The sequence below is a fragment of the Sphingomonas sp. BK235 genome (assembly GCF_004345855.1).
Lineage (GTDB): Bacteria > Pseudomonadota > Alphaproteobacteria > Sphingomonadales > Sphingomonadaceae > Sphingomonas.
The window spans coordinates 1-18030 of record NZ_SLXN01000005.1 but is presented as its reverse complement, the minus strand read 5'-3'; the positions used below and the strand labels follow the sequence as shown (position 1 = coordinate 18030).

At 69.7% G+C, this 18030-nt stretch carries 11 protein-coding genes and 1 pseudogene; 4 read left to right on the top strand and 8 right to left on the bottom strand.

Annotated elements, in window-relative coordinates; genetic code table 11:
* Positions 1–52 precede the first annotated feature (52 nt).
* From EV292_RS13760 to EV292_RS13740, 5 genes are all read right to left on the bottom strand, one after another.
* Positions 53–994: a BadF/BadG/BcrA/BcrD ATPase family protein gene (locus EV292_RS13760; RefSeq protein ID WP_132909815.1), complete on the bottom strand. Its 942-nt coding sequence runs from the start codon at positions 992–994 to the stop codon at positions 53–55.
* Positions 991–2133: an SIS domain-containing protein gene (locus EV292_RS13755; RefSeq protein ID WP_132909814.1), complete on the bottom strand. Its 1143-nt coding sequence runs from the start codon at positions 2131–2133 to the stop codon at positions 991–993. Before EV292_RS13755 ends, EV292_RS13760 begins: the two co-directional genes overlap by 4 nt.
* Positions 2126–3409, bottom strand: a complete 1284-nt coding sequence (locus EV292_RS13750; RefSeq protein ID WP_132909813.1) for a D-tagatose-bisphosphate aldolase, class II, non-catalytic subunit — start codon at positions 3407–3409, stop codon at positions 2126–2128. Before EV292_RS13750 ends, EV292_RS13755 begins: the two co-directional genes overlap by 8 nt.
* Positions 3410–3480: 71 nt before the next feature.
* Positions 3481–4425, bottom strand: coding sequence for a DMT family transporter (locus tag EV292_RS13745; RefSeq protein ID WP_132909812.1), 945 nt, complete (start codon positions 4423–4425; stop codon positions 3481–3483).
* Positions 4422–6512, bottom strand: a complete 2091-nt coding sequence (locus EV292_RS13740; protein WP_132909811.1) for a glycoside hydrolase family 36 protein — start codon at positions 6510–6512, stop codon at positions 4422–4424. Before EV292_RS13740 ends, EV292_RS13745 begins: the two co-directional genes overlap by 4 nt.
* 129 nt (positions 6513–6641) lie before the next feature.
* Here EV292_RS13740 and EV292_RS13735 point away from each other — a divergent pair, with 129 nt between their 5' ends.
* On the top strand, positions 6642–7727 hold the full coding sequence (locus tag EV292_RS13735; protein ID WP_132909810.1) for an amidohydrolase family protein: 1086 nt from the start codon (positions 6642–6644) through the stop codon (positions 7725–7727).
* A gap of 211 nt (positions 7728–7938) precedes the next feature.
* Here the strand turns inward: EV292_RS13735 and agaR are convergent, their stop codons facing one another.
* Positions 7939–8718, bottom strand: coding sequence for a transcriptional repressor AgaR (agaR, locus tag EV292_RS13730; protein WP_132909809.1), 780 nt, complete (start codon positions 8716–8718; stop codon positions 7939–7941).
* 153 nt (positions 8719–8871) lie between these two features.
* On the opposite strand from agaR, the gene EV292_RS13725 reads away from it, so the two are divergent.
* Together EV292_RS13725 and EV292_RS13720 are read left to right on the top strand one after the other, a co-directional pair.
* Positions 8872–11790, top strand: a complete 2919-nt coding sequence (locus tag EV292_RS13725) for a TonB-dependent receptor (RefSeq protein WP_132909808.1) — start codon at positions 8872–8874, stop codon at positions 11788–11790.
* A gap of 53 nt (positions 11791–11843) precedes the next feature.
* Positions 11844–14543, top strand: a complete 2700-nt coding sequence (locus EV292_RS13720) for a TonB-dependent receptor (RefSeq protein WP_132909807.1) — start codon at positions 11844–11846, stop codon at positions 14541–14543.
* A gap of 78 nt (positions 14544–14621) precedes the next feature.
* On the opposite strand, the gene EV292_RS13715 is transcribed toward EV292_RS13720, so the two are convergent.
* Together EV292_RS13715 and EV292_RS23350 are read right to left on the bottom strand one after the other, a co-directional pair.
* Entirely contained in the window at positions 14622–17357 is a 2736-nt protein-coding gene (locus EV292_RS13715) for a TonB-dependent receptor (RefSeq protein WP_132909806.1), read from the bottom strand.
* A gap of 33 nt (positions 17358–17390) precedes the next feature.
* A complete protein-coding gene (locus tag EV292_RS23350; RefSeq protein WP_279432428.1) occupies positions 17391–17516 on the bottom strand; it encodes a hypothetical protein in 126 nt (41 codons plus the stop codon).
* Between the two features lie 281 nt (positions 17517–17797).
* Here EV292_RS23350 and EV292_RS13710 point away from each other — a divergent pair.
* A pseudogene (locus EV292_RS13710) lies at positions 17798–18030 on the top strand (alpha-galactosidase); the annotation flags it as partial.

Here is an 18030-nt window from a genome sequence, read left to right as displayed (position 1 = left end):
GCGGGATGGGAGACCGGGAGCCTTGTGATCGTTCGCCGGTGGGGCCGCTCCGCTAGCGCTGGACGTGTCCCCCGGCGATGTGCCGCGCGTACAATGCCGCACCATAGCCCGGCGGGTGGAGCGGCTCGACCGGCACGCAGCCCGCCGCGTCGAGCCCCGCCGCGAACGCGTCGCGCACCGCGGGCACGTTGGCGAGCACGCCGCCCGACCAGGACACCGGCACGCGCTCGCCCGGCCCGAAACCGAGCCGGTCGCGCAGCGCGGTCGCGAGCAGCACCAGCTCGGCCGCCGCCTCCGCCAGGATCGCGCGCGCGGCGGCGTCGCCCGCGTCGGCGGCGCGCGACACGATCGTCGCCAGCGCCGCGATCTCACCGCGCGCCATGCCGCGCGCGCCCATCATGCGCTCGCACAGCGCCAGGTCGTGGTCGAGCGCGAGCGCCTCGCGCAGCAGCGCGTGCAGCGGGCCGACGCGCAAGCGCCCGTCGCTCATCCGCGAGAAAGCGGCGAGCCCGGCGCGCGCGATCCAATAGGCCGAGCCCTCGTCGCCGAACAGCTCGCCCCAGCCGCCAGCACGCGCGCCGCGACCGCCGCGCTCGCCATAAGCGATCGAGCCGGTGCCCGCGACGACGTTGATCCCGTCGGCGCAGGCGAGCGACCCCGCCCAGCCGCACACCATGTCATTGTCGCAGCGGTAGCGCGCGTGCCCGAGCAGATCGCGCACCGCGGCGTCGAGCCGCGGGTCGACCGCGCTGTCCTCGCCGTAAGCGGGCAGCCCGAGGAAGACGTGGTCGAGCTGCGCGGGCGCGGCGCCGATCTGGGTGCAGATCGCGCTCACCCCCTCGGCGATGCGCCGCACCGCTTCCGCCTCACCGACCTCGAGATGGTAGGTCGTGCCCGTCACCGCCCGCGCGATCACCGCGCCCGCGGCGTCGATGCAGACGAACTCGGTCTTGGTCCCGCCGCCGTCGACGCCGAGATAGCAGCGCGCGCTCATGCCTCGTCGGCGTGAATCCGCACGCCCTGCACCACGCGGTTGACGGTGCCGCTCGCGTTGGGCTGGTCGGGCGTGAGCCCGAGCGCGAGCGAGACGTGGAGCGCGAACAATTGCGCCGGCACGATGTACGGGAACAGCAGGTCGGCGTCGGGCGAGTCGGCCATCCCGGCGAGCGCGATCGTGGCGCCCGCGTCATCGCGCGCCGAGATCACCGCCACCTCGCCCGCGCGCGCATCGGCGCGCAGCTCGGCGACGATGTCGAGGTCGTAGCGGCGGGTGAGCGGATCGTTGGCGACGAACACCACCGCCAGCGTGCGGTCGGTGATGATCGTCTTCGGCCCATGCCGGAAGCCGAGCGCGCTGTCGAAGGCGGTGACGACCGCACCGTCGCTCAGCTCCATCAGCTTGAGCGCGGCCTCGCGCGCCAGCCCGCTGAACACGCCGCTGCCGAGATAGACGACACGGTCGAACCCGCGCCCGGCCAGCGCCGCCGCGACCGGCTCGGCGCGCGCCAGCATGTCCTGCACGCCCGCCGCGATCGCCTCGATGCGCGCGTCCATCGCGGCGATGCCGCCGAGTGCGGACAGCGCCGCCAGCGTCATCGCGGTGAAGCTCGACGTCATCGCGAAGCTGCGGTCGTGCGTCGCCTCGGGCAGCACGATCACGTGGGTGCGTGCGCCGCCGCGGCGCGCCAGTTCGCCCTCGGCGTTGCAGGTCACGATCAGATGGTGCGCCTCGGCGACGCGGCGGTCGACCAGCTCGACCGCGGCGACGCTCTCGGGGCTGCTGCCCGAGCGGCCGAACGAGACCAGCAGCGTCGGCGCGTCGGCGCGCAGGTGCAGGTCGGGCGCACCGACGATGTCGGTGGTGGCGATCGCCTCGACCGGGCGGCCGAGCGCGCGCGACAGCCACGGCGCCAAACACTCGCCGATGAAGGCCGAGGTGCCCGCGCCGGTCAGCACGACCCGCAGCTCGGGGCGCGCGAGCAAAGGCGCGAGGAACGCCTCGATCTCGCCGCGCGCGTCGCTCAGCAGCTTCTGGGTGGCGCGCAGCGTCGCTGGCTGCTGCGCGATCTCGCGGCGCGTCCAGGAGGAGTCGCCGGGCTCCGCGGCGGCGGCGGCGATCAGCGTGTCAGTCATGGGGAAAACAGGCTCCGTGATAGGCGTCGAGCGTGGCGCCGACCTGCGCCATCACGAGCTCGGCGGGATCGAGGCCGGCGCGGCCGGCGCGCACCGCGGCATAGGCCGCGGGCAGATACTGGCTCAGCAGCGGCAGCGGCGGCGGGGTCTCGCGCAAATTGGCGAACAGCCGCTCCTGCGCCGCCGCGATCGTCGCGTCGGGCCAGTAATAGCGGATCCGGTCCGACAGGCTGTATTGCAGCTGCAGGTCGAGCGCCGCGCCGGTGGCGTGGTAATATTTCGCCCAGTTCTTCGGCTCGGCGCGCAGCCGCTCGAGCGTGACCGCGCGCAGGTTCGCGCGCGCGCCCTCGGCGACGGTCTCGCGCTCGATCGCGTCGAGCGCCCATAGCGCCTCGCGCAGCGCGAAGGTGACGCCGGGGCCGACCTTGAGGATCGCGAAATGATCGCGCACCAGCGCGGCGAGCGCCTGCGGCGTCTGATAGTCGGTCGAGTGCGCCTCATAGACCAGATGCGGCACCGGCTCGATCGCGCGGCTGAGCGCGACCGCGCGCTCGGGGCGGTAGTCGACCACCTTGTCATGGTCGAACTCGACGCCGGGCTGGACGACGGTGGCGATCACGCGCTCCCACGCGTCGGCGAGGCCGGCGGCGCGGAACAGCTCGCGGTGCATGTCGACGGTGGCGATCGCCGCTTCGGGATCCGTCACCGCCAGCTCGTCGAGATCCTCGGCGGCGCCGCCGGGCACGGGCACCTCGGTGCCGATCACGTAGACCGGGGCGGCGGCGGGATCGCCCGCGAAGGCGTCCTCGGCGGCGCGGCACAGCCGCGCGGCGCGCTCGGCGATCGTCCGCTCGGGCAGCGGCACGGGATCGTCGGCGCAGCTCATCGAACAGTCGAGGTGGATCTTGGCGAAGCCGGCGCGGACGTAATCGGCGACCATCACCGCGGCCTTGTCCATCGCCTCGGCCGCGGGCAGCGCGGTCCAGGCGTTGGGGCCGAGATGGTCGCCGCCGAGCACCAGCCGCTCGAGCGGATAGGCGACGCGCGCCGCGATGCGCTCGACGAAGGCGCGGAAGTCGGCCGGCACCATGCCGGTATAGCCGCCGTCCTGGTTCACCTGGTTGGAGGTCGCCTCCACCAGCGCGAACGGCGCGCCGTGCGCCAGCGCGTGGCGCAGCGCGGCCTCGATCACCAGCGGGTGCGCCGAGCAGACCGAGGTCACGCCGACGCGCTCCCCCGCCTTATGCCGGTTCACCAGGTCGAGAAGTAAATGCACGTGCGTCTCCCTTCACGCGGCCGGCATAGCGCCGACCGCAGCAGAACACAAGAAAGCGAAACTTAGCGAAACTAAATAGTGGCGGGCGCGGGTTCGGCCTCGCTCTCGGGGTCGGTCGCGTCGGGCTCGATCGCGAGCAGCAGCGAGGCGGTGAGCGCGAGGACGATCCCGAGCGTCTTGAGCGGCCCCGGCACGACATGGAGCACCGCGAGCGAGATCAGCGCGGTGGCGAGCGGCGCGCCGGCGTTGGCGAGCGGCGCGACGATGATCGCCTTGCCGTAGCGGAAGGCGAACACCAGGGTGAGCGCGCCGATCGCGTTGAGCAGCTGGATCGCCGCGGCCAGCCCGGGCCCGTCGAGCCCCCAGTTGATCGCGCGGCTGGTATCGGTCATCGCCCAGGCCACCGGGGCGAGCGCGAGCCCCGACAAGGTCATGTAGACGAAGATGCTCTCCGCCGAGGTGACGTGGTTGGCCGCCTTCATGAAATAGGCCTGCACGCCCCAGCACAGCATCACCGCCACCGCGGGCAGCAGCCACGCCGCCGAGGCCCCCGCCCCGCCCGCGCCGGGCGCGAAGTCGAAGGTGGGCAGCGCCAGCAGCGCGAGCACGATGCCCAGCGCCCCCAGTCTGCCGGTGCGCTCGCCCATCAGCAGGAAGGACATGGCGATCGTCACCACCGGCGACAGCGAGATGATCGGGAAGATCAGATAGGCCGGCCCGCGCGCCACCGCGTAGAACAGCAGCATCTGCCCGCCCGCGCCGAGCAGCCCCACCGCCAGCCCATAGCCGATCGCGCGCGGCGAGCGGTCGAGCCGCCAGCCCGCCTGCCTCAGCACCACCAGCGCCGGCGGCACCATCGTCAGCGCCCAGACGACATAGACCAATGTCTCGGGGAAGCCGCGCTGCGGCGACAGGCCCGAGAAGGCGCCCCACACGCCCCATAGCACCACCGTGACGAGCGCGTTGACGAGCCAGCCGCGCCCCGCCGGCGCCCCCGTGCTGATACCGCCGCTCATGCCGCGCCCCGCGCGACCGGGGTGGCACGCACCAGCAAAGCGCGCTCGAACGTCGCGGTCAGCGTCGGCCGCGCGCGCGAGGCGGTGCCGAGCGGGCGGCCGGTGAAGCCGTCCACCAGCGCGTAGCTCCCCGCGCCCAGCCCGCGCAAGGCGATCGGCCCGGACCACCGATCGGCGTAGAAGGCGTAGTGGAGCACGCCATCCTTGGCGATCGCGTGCGCCTCGGGCTTGTCGAAGCCGATGTCGTACAGCCCGCCGAGATACTCCCCCTTGGGCAGCATGTGCTCGCGGTACAGCGCGACCCACTTCCCCCACAGCGCCTCCTTGGCAGGGGTGAGGACGAACCCGCCCGGCGGCAGCTTCTCCATCGGCTTGGGCGTGTCGCGCGGCCAGGTGAACTTGGTCGAGGGGATCGCGCCGATGCCGTAAGCGGAGGCAAAGTCGTCACCGCCGTCGCTCAGCTCGACATGGTCGCCCGAATAGGGCGCGGACGGACCCATCAGCGCCTTGAAGGTCTTGCCCTTCAGCCGGATCTGCCAGGACGACAGCGGGTCCGAGGCGGGCGTGTTGTTGGTGGCGGGCAGGTTGTGGAAGGCGAAGCTGTCGCCGCACGGGCACAGCTCGACCACGGCCTGCGGGTTGGCGGCGACCGCCTCGTCGTGGATCGCCTTCCAGAAATCCTGCAGCTTCTCGCTCGATTCCTCCGGGTGCGCGTGGCGGTGCGCGGGATTGTAGCAGGGCGCGACACCGTTGAGGTGCTGGCCGTCGAGCTTGAGACCGTCATAGCCCCAGTCGGTGACGATCCGACGCACCAGCGCGCGGAAATAGTCGACCGTCGGCTGATACGCCGGGCAGAGCGTGAAGGCGTTCCAGAAGCTGACGTTCTGCGCCGAGCCGTCGCGGTCGAGCAGCAGCATGTCGGGATGGTCGCGCAGCAGGTCGGTGCCGGGATCGACCGCGAGCGGCGCCAGCCACAGCCGCGGGCGCATGCCGTCCGCCTTGATGCGATCGGTGAAGGCGCGCATGTCGGCGTCGCCGCGCGGGAATTTGGCGGGGTTGAGCTTCCAGTCGCCTTCCGCGGTCTGCCAGCCGTCGTCGAGCACCGCCCATTCGAATCCGAGCGCCTTGGCCTTGGGCAAGGTGCCGTAGACCTGGTCGAGCGTGAAGTCGCGCTCATAGCCCCAGGCGCACCATATCGGCCCGTAGCTCGACTCGGGGATCGCGGGCGCCGCGACGCCGCGCTCGGCCATCAGCCGGCGATAAGCGTCGAGCGGGCGGAAATGGTCGCCGGTGTGCGCCATCAGGAAGGCGGTCGGCAGCGTCAGCGTCGCGCCGGGCGCGAGCAGCGCGGGCTGGTCGCCGCTCAGCCCGATCCGGGTGGCGCCGGGCTGCGCCGCGACCGGCAGCGCGACCTGGCGCGGGCTGGCCTCGAGATGGCCCACCGCGAGCCCGACGTCGCGCCGCCACACCACCGCCACCGGCGTGCCGCCGCCATAATCGGAGGCGTTCATCCCCATGAAGTTGCGCTGCTCGAACCCGGGCGCGACCTTCTGCACCCAGTCGCGCCGGTCGGGATAGGAGGCACCCGCGAAGGTCCAGGCGCCGTCGGCGTGCGCGGTGAGATCGTGCGTGGCGACGCGCCAGCCCGCGATCGCCAGCGGCGCCGCGCCGGTGTTGCGATAGCTCACCTCGTAGAGCGCGAGGCCGGGGTAGGCGTCGAGGAAGGTCACCGCCACGGTCTGCTCGACCTGCCCGCCCGCGGTGGCGCGCAGCACGTGGCGCCGCCCCCTGCCGTGCGGCCCGGCGGCGGACTCCTCGCGATGGTCGAGCAGCAGGAAGCTGCCGAGCGGCGCCGCGCCCGCGAGGAACAGCGCCTCGGGCTGCGCGCGCGGCGTGATCACCTGGCCGCGATGCGCCACCGTGGCGCGCATCGCGCGGTCATAGTCGATCGTCAGCGTGCCGTCGCTCAGCCGCACGCCCGCGGGCGCGGCCGCCCACACCGCGCCGCCGAGCTCGGGCAGCGCCACCGCCGCCCCGCCGACGAGCAGGCGGGTGAGCATCGATCGGCGCGTGGCGGTGAACGGCATCGCTGACTCTCTCCTGTGCGGCTCGCAGGCCGGTGAGAAAGAGCTTGCACCAACGCGGACGGGCGCGCAAACGAAAACCGCAACATCAACGCGCGTTTTCTTTCGTTACGCGCGAGTGGGAGAGAGACGATGAGCCTGATCGCGGCCCTGCTGATGGCGAGCGCGGCGACGCCCGCGGCGCATTATACCGAGGCCGATTTCGCGCGCGTCGCCAAGTTCGACTCGCACTTCCACGCCAACGTCGAGGACCCGCGCTTCCTCGCTCTGGCGAAGCGCGACCGGTTCGAAATGCTATCGATCAACGTCGACTATCCCGACTTTCCGCCGCTGGCGCGCCAGGCCGCGATCGCGCGCACGATGCGCGCCGCCGACCCGGCGCACTTCCGCTACGCCACCACCTTCTCGATGGCGGGCTTCGGCACGCCGGGCTGGACCGAGCGCACGATCGCGCAGCTCGACCAGGCCTTCGCGCGCGGCGCGATCGCGGTGAAGGTGTGGAAGAACATCGGGATGGTCGCCAAGGACGCGAGCGGCAAGCGCGTCTTCCTCGACGACCCGCGGTTCGACGGCGTCATGGCGCATCTCGAGCAGCGCGGCATCCCGCTGATCGCGCACCAGGCCGAGCCCAAGAACTGCTGGCTCCCGCTCGACCAGATGACCACCGACAACGACCGCGAGTATTTCAAGGCGCATCCCGAATATTACATGTACCTCCACCCCGAGGAGCCGAGCTACGAGGCGCTGATGGCGGCGCGCGACCGCTTCGTCGCGCGCCACCCGAAGCTGGCGTTCGACGGCGCGCACATGGCCAGCCTCGAGTGGAGCGTCGACGAGCTGGCGCGCTTCTTCGACCGTTATCCCAATACAATGGTCGACCTTGCCGCGCGCCTGTCCAACCTGCAGGTCCAGTCGAACGCCGATCTCGCGAAGGTGCGCGCCTTCTTCATCAAGTACCAGGACCGCATCCTCTACGGCACCGACCTCACCGACAGCCCGCCCGACCCCGCCGCGCGCGCGCAGAACCCGCCTGCGACCAGCGACTTCCCCAAAGAGGCCGACCGCGTCTGGCGCGCCGACTGGCGCTACCTCGCGACGCCGCTGCCGCAGCGCGTCGACGCCATCGGCGCCGACGCCAAGGGGCTCAACCTGCCGCGCGCGGTGATCGACAAGATCTACTGGGGCAACGCGCGGCGGTTCTTCCACCTGGCGGGGTGAGGTGGTGGGTAAGGTGGCACGCCCGTTCGCCAAGAACTCTACGTCATCCCGGCCTTGAGCCGGGATCCATGTAGCCGCAGAAGCAACGGTCGAGGCGTGCGCGGCACGATGGATCCCGGGTCAAGCCCGGGATGACGGAAGGAGGAGCGCGTGCGCAGGAACACGGCGCTCACCACCGCCGTCTCCGCACCTGTGGAGACGCCCTACCCCTTCACGCCACGTGCAGGCGGAACCCCAGCCGCTCGGCCGCGGCCTGCAAGCCCTGGGGCGCGCTGGTGTCGGTGACGAGGTCGTCGATCTCGGCGACGTTGAGGATGCGGTGCAGACACACGCGACCGAACTTGGACTGGTCGGTCACCGCGATCACCTGTTGCGCCGCGCGCACCATCTTGCGGTTGAGCATCGCCTCGGGCTCGTAGTGCGTGGTGATGCCGCGCTCGAGATCGAAACCGTCGACGCCGAGGAACAGCTTGTCGACGTGCAGGTCGTCGAGCGCGGCCTCGGTCTGCGCGCCGTAGAAGGCGCGGTTGCGCCGGCGCAGCGCGCCGCCCAGCATCACCACGCGGATCCGCTCCTTGCGCGCCAGCGCGCAGAGGATGTCGAGGTCGTTGGTGAGGACGGTGATCTCCTCGTCGTCGGGCAGATGGTGCGCGATCTGGAGCGTCGTCGTGCCCGAATCGAGCACCACCGACTCGCCCGGCCGCACCATCGCCGCCGCCAGCGCGCCGATCCGCGCCTTCTCGTCGACGTGCGCGGCGCGTTTCGCTTCCACCGCCGGCTCGGCGATCACGTTCACCGCGTCCGCCACGATCGCACCGCCATAGGACCGCTCGGCCACGCCACGTTTAGCGAGGAAATGCAGGTCCTTGCGGATCGTCTGCATCGACACGCCGAACCGTTCGGCCAGCGGCGCCACCTGCACGCTGCCGCGCTCGCGCACCATCGCGCTGATCTGCTGCCGTCTGCCGCTGGTGTCCCGTACCGTGGACATCGCATCCTCCCGTTCACGCACCGGCTTACCAGCCGCGTCCCGCGCCTACAATGCTCCGACGATCTTTCGTTTCTTTTCTATTTGACACTATTGCTACACCCGCGATAGCAAGTCGCAACGTTTCGCACCGGGGGCGGAAGAGGGAGAGTGGCGATGACGCAGCGGCAGCACGGGCGCGGCAAGATCCTGGCGGGGGCGAGCCTCGCCGCGCTGCTCGTCGCCGGTCAGGCCGCGGCGCAGGACGCCGGCGCGCCAGTCGATGACACGCAGCAGTCCTCCACCGCCTCGCCGGACCCGCAGGCGGTGCTGTCCGACCCGTCGCAGCAGCCCGGCGAGACCGGCCAGCCCGACGGCCCCGCGACGTCGGGCGGCGACATCGTCGTGCGCGGCGTCCGCGGCAGCCTGCTCCGCTCGATCCAGGCCAAGCGCAACGCCGACACGATCGTCGACGCCATCTCCTCCGAGGAGCTCGGCAAGTTTCCCAACCGCAACGTCGCCGAGGCGCTCGCCAACATCCCGGGCGTGACGGTGGGGCGCGACGGCCGCGGCGAAGGCCGCGACATCACCGTGCGCGGGCTCGGCTCCAACTTCGCGATCACGACGCTCAACGGCCGCATTCTGCCGACCGACGGCACCGACCGTTCGTTCCAGTTCGACGTGCTGCCGTCCGAGATCATCTCGGGCGCCGAGGTGAAGAAAGCGGTGCGCGCCTCCGAGCTGGAGGGCAGCATCGGCGGCAACGTCGACCTGCGCACCGCACGCCCGCTCGACCGCCCCGGCTTCCACGCCTCGGCCGCGCTCGAGGGCCAGTACAACGACCTGGTCGACAAGGGCGGCTACAAGGCCAGCGGCGTCGTCAGCACCACCTTCGCCGACGACACGATGGGGCTGCTGGTCGGCGCCAGCTACAACAAGTACAAGTTCCGCACCGACAATCTCGGCGAATATTCGATCACCGACGGGACCGAGGCGGGCTATGGCCTCGACTTCAACCGCGACGGCAGGATCGATCCGGACACCGCCGGCCCCGCCTACATCTGGCCGGATTACTACAGCGTGGGCTATGTCACCGGCGAGCGCGAGCGGATCGGCGCGGCGGGCGCGTTCCAGTGGAAGCCGTCGAGCCGCTTCGAGCTGACCATCGACGGCGTCTACAGCCATTTCGACGTCACCCAGAACAATTACCGCTCGTCCAACTATCTCAACCCGCTCGGCGACGACGGCGCGCCGCGCTGGGACCCGGCGTCGATCTCGGTCGACCGCAACAACGTGGTCACCGGCTTCGCCATCGACGACCTGGTCTCCGAGGTGCTGACCACCGACGAGCCGCGGCAGAGCCAGACCTATCAGATCGGCGGCCGCATCGACTGGCGTCCGGTCGACCAGCTCAAGCTCGCGGTCGACGGCTATTACGGCAAGGCGACCAACACCACCGGCGGGCGCAACCGCTTCGTCGTCGCGGGAGTCACCGGCGCCTCGGCGACCTTCGCGACGCGCGACAACGGCCTGCCCGACCTCGCGATCACGCTGCCGGGCGGGCGCACGATCGACCAGGCCACCAACGACGACTATCGCGCGCACTATATCGGCATCCAGGGCCAGGACGTCGCGGACGAGATCAAGAGCGCGAAGGTCGACGGCGAGTATCGCGTCGATAACGGCGCGTTCAAGGCGATCAGCTTCGGCGCCGCCTGGACCGACCGCCGCAAGAACGTCACCACCGTCGACAATCAATACACCACGTCATGCAACTATTGCGGCTACCCCTTCACCTTCGGCGAGATCGGCGCCGACGTGGTGCGGCCGGGCCAGGGCAATATCCTGAGCAAGCTGCCGGGCAACTTCCCGCGCAACTTCCCGATCTTCGACATCGACACCTATCTCGCCGCGCTGCCGCGCGCCGACAACAACCCGGCGGTGCTCAACCCCAACAGCTGCCTCGACGCGAGCGGCGCGACGATCGAGGGCTGCGCGCTGTCGCCCTATCCCGCGGGCTATTCGACCCAGATCATCCAGGACGACCTGCCCGCCTCCTACCGCATCCGCGAGCGCACCTGGGCCGGCTATGTCCAGTTCAACCTCGCCGGCGAGCGCTGGCGCGCCGACATCGGCGGGCGGCTGGTCGCCACCAAGGTGTCGTCGGTCGGCTATGGCGCGTCGATCGCGACGATCATCCCGCGCGCGGGCACGCAGGACAATGCGGTCGCCTTCAACGAGGTCGAGCCGATCACGGGCGGCGGCGACTATCTGCGGCTGCTGCCCGCCGCCAACTTCGCCTATGATCTCGCCGAGGGGCTGCGCGTGCGGCTCGCGGCGTCGCAGGCGATCTCGCGCCCGACCTTCGCCGAGCTGTCTCCGGCGAAAGACGCCACCTCGGCGCAGTCGGGCACCTTCATCATCTACGACGCGGGCAATCCGAACCTCAAGCCGACCGAGGCCAACCAGCTCGACCTGTCGCTCGAATATTATCCGTCCAACCGCCTCGCGCTGACCGCGGCCGCCTTCTACAAGCATATCACCAATTTCGTCTCGACCGTGCCGGTCGACGTGGTGGTCACGCCGACCGCGCAGCCCGCCAACCAGCAGCAGAATTTCGACTTCGTCGAATATCAGGTGCGCAACGGCGACAGCGCCGACGTCTATGGCGTCGAGGTCGGCGGGCAGTATTTCCTCGACAATGGCTTCGGCGTGCAGGCCAACCTCACCTACAATCGCTCGCGCGCCACGTCGGGTGACGTCACCACCGACCTGCCCGGCGCGATCCCCTTCTCGGCCAACGGCAAATTGTTCTACGAGAACCATGGGATCGGCGCGCAGGTGTCGTACAGCTTCCAGTCGCGCTTCACCTACGCGCAGTCGGGCAACCTCGCCTATCTGCCGGTGAAGGAGGATCCGTACCACGAGGTCTCGGCGACCTTGTCCTACGACCTCAACAGCCACCTCACCGTCTATGCGCAGGGCTCGAACCTGCTCGGCCAGGCGGTGAAGCGCTTCAACGACCTGCGCAACGTGCCGAACTTCTACGAATATTCGGGCCGGGCCTTTTTCTTCGGGGTGCGCGGCCGGCTCTGATCCGGGGGGAGCGGCCGGCGACGCCGGCGCACGACATCACACAGGGGGACACAATGACGGACGAACGAGCGAACGCCACGTCGCGGCGGACCCATCTCCGCGCCGCACTCTGCCTGGGCACCGCCGCCCTGCTGATCGCGCCGGGAGCCGCGGCGGCGCAGGACACCGCCTCCGCCTCGCCGGCGCCCGAGCAGACGATCGGCGCCACCGACGCGGCGGGCGAGGACATCGTCGTCACCGGCATCCGCGCCGGGCTGGAGCGCTCGATCAACGTCAAGCGCCGCGCGGTCAACGTCGTCGACGTGATCTCGGCGGAGGACATCGGCAAGTTCCCCGACAACAATCTGGCGGAATCGCTGCAGCGGATCCCCAGCGTCACGATCGACCGGTCCGAGCTGGGCGAGGGTCGCCAGATCAACCTGCGCGGGCTGGGCACCGGCTTCACCCGCACCGAGATCAACGGCGGCTTCGCGATCAACGGCCTCGACCTCGGCGTGCTGGCGCCGGAGATCTTCTCGCGCGTCGCGGTCGAGAAATCCTCGTCGGCGAGCAGCGTCGAGGGCGGCCTCGCGGGAACGGTGAAGATCGAGACGGTCAAGCCGTTCGACAGTCCGGGCCTGCGCGTGGTCGCGGTGGCGGGCGGTCAGGTCGGACAGAAGTCGAAGGTGGTCCCGCGCGTGTTCGGGCTCGTCAGCAAGAACTGGGACGATCGCTTCGGCGTGGCGCTGGGCGTCGCTTACTCCAAGGTCGACTTCCGCACCAACGAGATCGCCTACGGACCCTGGGTCCCGTTCCGGCTGATCGCCTCGCCCGAGGCGCTCGCCACCGCGCCGGCGACGCTGCTCGACGCCGCGACGCCGCGCACCGCGGCCTATTACAGCTATATCGAGAAGCGGAAGAACATCGGCGGCACCGCCGCGGTGCAGGCCAAGCTGGGCGAGGGCTTCGACGTCACCGCCGACTTCCTCTACGCCGAGAACGACGGCGCGCGCCATGACGACCGGCCCGACGTGCCGATCGAGGGCAACAATGCCGCACCCACCGCCTACACGGTCGAGGACGGCGTGGTGACGTCGGGAACGTTCAGCGGGGTGCAGAACCGCGTCGGGACCAGCTATCGCCCGCAGTTCCAGCGCGTGTGGCAGGCGACGCTGCGCGCCGACCTCCGCCCCGACGACCGGCTCACCGTGTCGCCCGCGATCGCTTATGCGCGCCGCAACGAGCGCACCGAGCTCCAGCTATTCTCCTTCGCGATCAACAATACCACCGCGAGCTATGCGATCGACGGGCGGGTGCCCAATTTCTCCTCCACCGCGACCGACTTCAGCACCAATCCCCAGGATTTCGGCTTCAACGTCTTCATCTTCGACCGTTTCCGCCAGACCACCGACGAGGTGATGGCGAAGATCGACGTCAAATATGCGCTCGACGACGACGACCGCTTCGCGCTTCGTGCCGGCGGTCGCTACACCGATCGCACCACCGAGCGGCGCGGCGAGAATGCGGGCCTGTATCAGGGATCCCCGCTGCTCACCGCCGACTCCCCCTCGCTCGCGGGGGTGGCGATCACCCGGCCGTTCCGCGTCAAGGGAGCGCCGTCGCAGACGCCGGGGCGGATCCTCGCGGTCGACCCGGTGCGCGCCAAGCAGCTCTTCTATCCCAATGTCGGCGACCCCTATGTGGCGCCCGAGTTCTTCCCCTATCTGACCGGCAACGATCTGCGTTCCTTCGCGGTGCGCGAGGAGACGTTCGCGGGCTATGCGCAGGCCAATGTCACGCTCGGCGCGGTCGCGTTCGACGCGGGCGTCCGCTACGTCGACACGCGCACCGCGACACGCGGGACCCAGCTCGTCGGCGACACGCCGCTCGCGCGCACCGATCGCGGCGCCTCGGCCAACTGGCTTCCCGCCGCCAACGCGCGCTGGGAACCGGTCGACAACGTCGTCCTGCACGGCGCGCTGAGCCGGTCGCTCACCCGACCCGATCTCGATTCACTGACCCCGACGCAATATATCAATTCGGGGCCGCGCACCGGCACGCGCGGCAACCCCAATCTGCGGCCCTATAGCGCCGACCAGGCCGATCTCAGCGTGGAATGGTACTGGCATCCCGGATCGCTGCTGAACGTCGGCTATTTCTACAAGGACATCAAAAACCTCATCACACAGCGCACGGTGAACGAGGTGGCGACCTTCCCCGATCAGCTCACCGGTCTGCCGACCACGGGGGTGATCGCCTTCACCGAGCCCGCCAACGGCAATTCCGCCTGGGTCAGCGGGCTGGAGGTCGGGGTGCAGACGCCCTTCTACTTCCTGCCGGGGGCGCTGTCGGGCTTCGGCACGGTGCTGAACTATACCCGCGCCGCCAATCGCGCCAAGATCGATGCGGGCGACGGCACGACGCTGCGCCAGAACCTGCCGGGTCTGTCGCGCAACGCGTACAACGCGGTTCTCTATTACGAGCGCGGCGGGTTCGACGCGCGCATGGCCTATGCCTGGCGCAGCACCTACCGCCGCGCCGACCCCGTGGGCGCGCAATTCGGCGCGGAGCGCTATGTCCGGAGCTTCGGCCAGCTCGATTTCTCGAGCAGCGTGCCGGTGACGCGCTGGCTCCAGCTCAACTTCGACGTGACCAACGTGCTGGATACCCAACGAAAGGAGTTCATCCGCGTCCCCGCGACGGGGGCGACGCCGCCCGCCAACGTGATCGAGCTGGAGCGGCGGTTCATCCTCACCGCGCGCGCGGTGTTCTAGGATCTGGTTCACCCCGGTTGCACGGTGCTCCTGCGGACGCAGGAGCACCGTGCTGGTTCACACCAGGTGGATCACAGGCTAGAACCGCGCGCGCACACCGAACAGGTAACGCGACCCGGTGTTCTGCAGCATCAGCAGCCGCTCCTCGAACACCGAGTAATCGTTGACGTACTGGTTGGTCAAATTGACCCCCTGCGCGTAGACCTGGAACACCGGCGTGATGTCATAGGAGACGCTGACGTCGAGCTGGCCGTAAGCGGCGCGGTTCTCTGGCCGCGACGCCGCGCCGAAACACTGGCGCAGGAACGACGAGCGCCAATTGTACGAGGCGCGCGCCTGCAACCCGTATTTCTCGTAGAACAGGCTGCCGTTGGCCGAGTGCGGCGACAGCCCGTTATAGCCGCAATTGTTGGCGTTGGTGCCGCTGCCCTCGGCGCGCTCGACGTTGCTCGACACATAGGTGTAATTGCCCGCGACGCCGAAGCCGCCGAGCGCGCCGGGCAGCAGCCGGTCGAACGTGTACTGGCCGCCGACCTCGACGCCCGCGATCGAGCCGCTCTGGCCGTTGCGCGTGCGCGTGTCGAGGAAGTCGAAGCCGGCGATCGTCACCGGCAGCGTCTGGCTCTCGAGGAAGTCGGTGAACGCCTTGTAGAAGCCCGAGATGCTGACGTAGCTCACGTCGGTGATATAATATTCGAGCGACGCGTCATAGTTGGTCGACTTGAACGGGCGCAGCGCGGGATTGCCGCCGCTCGACGTCGCGTTGGTGAGCCGGCCGCCATAGCTGTTGTCGACCCCGAGCGAGGTCAGCGTCGGTCGCGTCACCGTCTTCGACACCGCGGCGCGCGCGAACACGCGCGGCGTGATCTCATATTTGATGTTGGCCGAGGGCAGGAAGTCGGTGTAGCTGTTCCTGACGCTGATCGCCTGCGGGTCGGTGTAGACGAAGTTCAGATTGTCGTCGCCCGGGTTGACGAAGATGCGCACGATCTGCTGGCCGAACCCGGCCGAGCGCAGCCGCGTGCTGACGAAGCGCCCGCCGATATTGCCCGACCAGTCGTCGCCCTTGAAATTGGCGTTGAGATAGGCCGCGACCACCTTCTCCTCGACGTCGAGCCGCGCGTTGGGCCGGTCGCGCCGGCCATAGGGGCCGCCCGCCAGCGCCTGGACGCGCGCCGCCTCGGCCGCCTGCTCCTCCGCGGTGCGCCCCTGGCGCGGGCGCACGAGGTTGGCGGGATCGGACAGGAAGGCGAAGATGTCCTCCTGGTTGAAGGTGAAGAAGTCCTTGGGCAGCGCGTCGCTGCCCGAGGCGCCGGGCAGGAAATTGCCGAGCGAATAGGCCTGGACGAGGTCGGACGGGATCGGGATGTCATAGCCGCAATAGGTGCAGACCGTGTCCGAATTGTCCGCGCGGGTGCGCACCTTGCGGCGCTGGTTGTAGGAGGCGCCGAACATCAGCGATTGCAGGATGCCGCGGTCCGCCCTCCACTCGCCGTCGAAGTGGAACTCGCTGCCCTTGTCGCTCACGCGCGTGAGGTCGTTCTGCGCGAAATGCGCGCGCAGCAGGCTGGCGTCGGTGATCGGGCCGAGGTTGGTGAGGCCCGGCAGGTCGTTCTCGGGATTGAGGTCGAAGCGCACCGACGTCTGCGCCAGCGAGCCGACGACGACGAACTTGTACGGGTTGCGCTGCGTCGCCTTGGTGGTGGAGGCGTCGAGCTTGAGCTTGAGCTGGTCGGACACGTCCCAGGCGAGATTGGCGCCGATCTGGTAGCTCTCGGTCTCGCGCTGGCTGGTCCAGACGATATTGTCGTTCTGCTGCCGCGTCACGCGCGTGTCGGACACGCCGGGCACCGGCTCGAGCAGGCCCGGGTTCGCGGCGAGGAAGTCCGAGCCGGGACGGTTGAAGCCGATGACCGTGTTGTTCGCGTCGGTCTCGACGCCGACGAAGCGCTCGGTGAAGAAGTCACCGTAGCGCCGCGTATATTGCGAGACGTTGAACTGCGAGTAGATGCCGTCGACCGTCAGCAGCAGCCGGTCGGTCAGCTGCCCCTGGATCGAGCCGGCGACGTTGATCCGCTCGCGCGTATCTTCCTCGCGGTCGAAATTATACTCGCGCGGGATGTGGATGTTGTTGGGGCTGTCGACGAGCGCGGCGGTGGTGAGGCCGGTCGAGCTGGCGGTGCCGTCGATCAGTCCCTGTGACCCCAGGATCCAGCCGCCGATCCGCGCCGAGTCGAGCTGGCTCTTGCGGTTGGTGTAGGAGGCCGAGAGCAGGGCGCCGAAGGTCTTGTCCGGGTTGGTCCAGGAGACGATGCCCGAGAAGTCGGGGCTCACCTTGTCGGCGAGCGAGTCATAGATGCCGCCCGCCGCCAGCGTGGCGTGGAAGCCCGCGCGCCCGTCGAGCGGTCGCGCGGTGATGACGTTGACGGTCGCGCCGATACCGCCTTCCTGGAGCTGCGGCAGCGAGCTCTTGTAGACGTCGACGCGCTGGATGAGGTTGGACGACAGCACGTCGAACGAGAATTCGCGCCCCGGATTGTCGGTCGCCATGATGCGGCCGTTGACCAGCACGGTGTTGAACTCGGGACCGAGGCCGCGGACGGTGATGAACTGGCCCTCGCCGCCCGAGCGGTCGATCGCGACGCCGGTGATGCGCTGGAGCGAGTCGGCGATGTTGGTGTCGGGGAACTTGCCGGTGTCCTCGGCGGTGATCGAGTCGACGATGTTCTCGGCAGTGCGCTTGGTGGCGAGCGAGGAGCGCAGGCTGCTGCGGATGCCGGTGACGACGATGTCCTCGACCCCGTCCTGCGGCACCGCGCCCGGCGGCGTCTCGGACGGGCCTTGCGGCTAGGCGGGGGTGTCCGCCTGCGGCGTGCCGGTGGGGGCGACCGAATTGGCGTTGGACGATTGCGCCATCACAGGCGACGCGGCGCAGGCGAACAGCGCCACGCCCGCGAGCAGACGAGCTCTCATGATCCTCTCCCGATGTGCGGGGTCTCTTGCCCTCGCCGGATTGATCATCTTGTATGAGTAGTGACGTGTCAAGCGATCCGGGTTACCCGATCCGGTGATTTTTCGATGGCCGATCATCGAGACGCTTATCGGGGGTGCCGCGGCCCTCGCCGCGGGACGGGGCGGATATCGACGGCGCGAACACCCTCGACAATTGTTTGAGTATTGATACGGTCGGCGACGCCATCGCGGGCAGGGAGCCGGTCACCGGCCAGCCGTCGCGCGAGCGGGAGGAGAGGATGATGGACGAGGTGCGACTCAGCCGGCGCGCGATGCTCGCGGCCGGGCTCGGCGGTGCGGCGGCGACCGCGCTGCCAGCGCATGCGCAGCAGGCGCCGGCAGCGGCCGACGCGCCCACGGGTTCCGGGGCCGGGGCCGCGCTCGCGCCGCGGCCGCCGATGGGGTGGAACAGCTGGAACAGCTTCGCCACCACGATCACCGAGGCGCAGGCGCGCGAGACCGCGGCGATCATGCG

Bases quoted from the DNA above. Each gene is read 5' to 3' on its own strand.
- EV292_RS13735 (WP_132909810.1), top strand. From the start codon at position 6,642: ATGAGCCTGATCGCGGCCCTGCTGATGGCGAGCGCGGCGACGCCCGCG.
- EV292_RS23350 (WP_279432428.1), bottom strand. From the start codon at position 17,516: ATGAGAGCTCGTCTGCTCGCGGGCGTGGCGCTGTTCGCCTGCGCCGCG.
- agaR (WP_132909809.1), bottom strand. From the start codon at position 8,718: ATGTCCACGGTACGGGACACCAGCGGCAGACGGCAGCAGATCAGCGCG.
- EV292_RS13740 (WP_132909811.1), bottom strand. From the start codon at position 6,512: ATGCCGTTCACCGCCACGCGCCGATCGATGCTCACCCGCCTGCTCGTC.
- EV292_RS13745 (WP_132909812.1), bottom strand. From the start codon at position 4,425: ATGAGCGGCGGTATCAGCACGGGGGCGCCGGCGGGGCGCGGCTGGCTC.
- EV292_RS13755 (WP_132909814.1), bottom strand. From the start codon at position 2,133: ATGACTGACACGCTGATCGCCGCCGCCGCCGCGGAGCCCGGCGACTCC.
- EV292_RS13725 (WP_132909808.1), top strand. From the start codon at position 8,872: ATGACGCAGCGGCAGCACGGGCGCGGCAAGATCCTGGCGGGGGCGAGC.
- EV292_RS13760 (WP_132909815.1), bottom strand. From the start codon at position 994: ATGAGCGCGCGCTGCTATCTCGGCGTCGACGGCGGCGGGACCAAGACC.
- EV292_RS13720 (WP_132909807.1), top strand. From the start codon at position 11,844: ATGACGGACGAACGAGCGAACGCCACGTCGCGGCGGACCCATCTCCGC.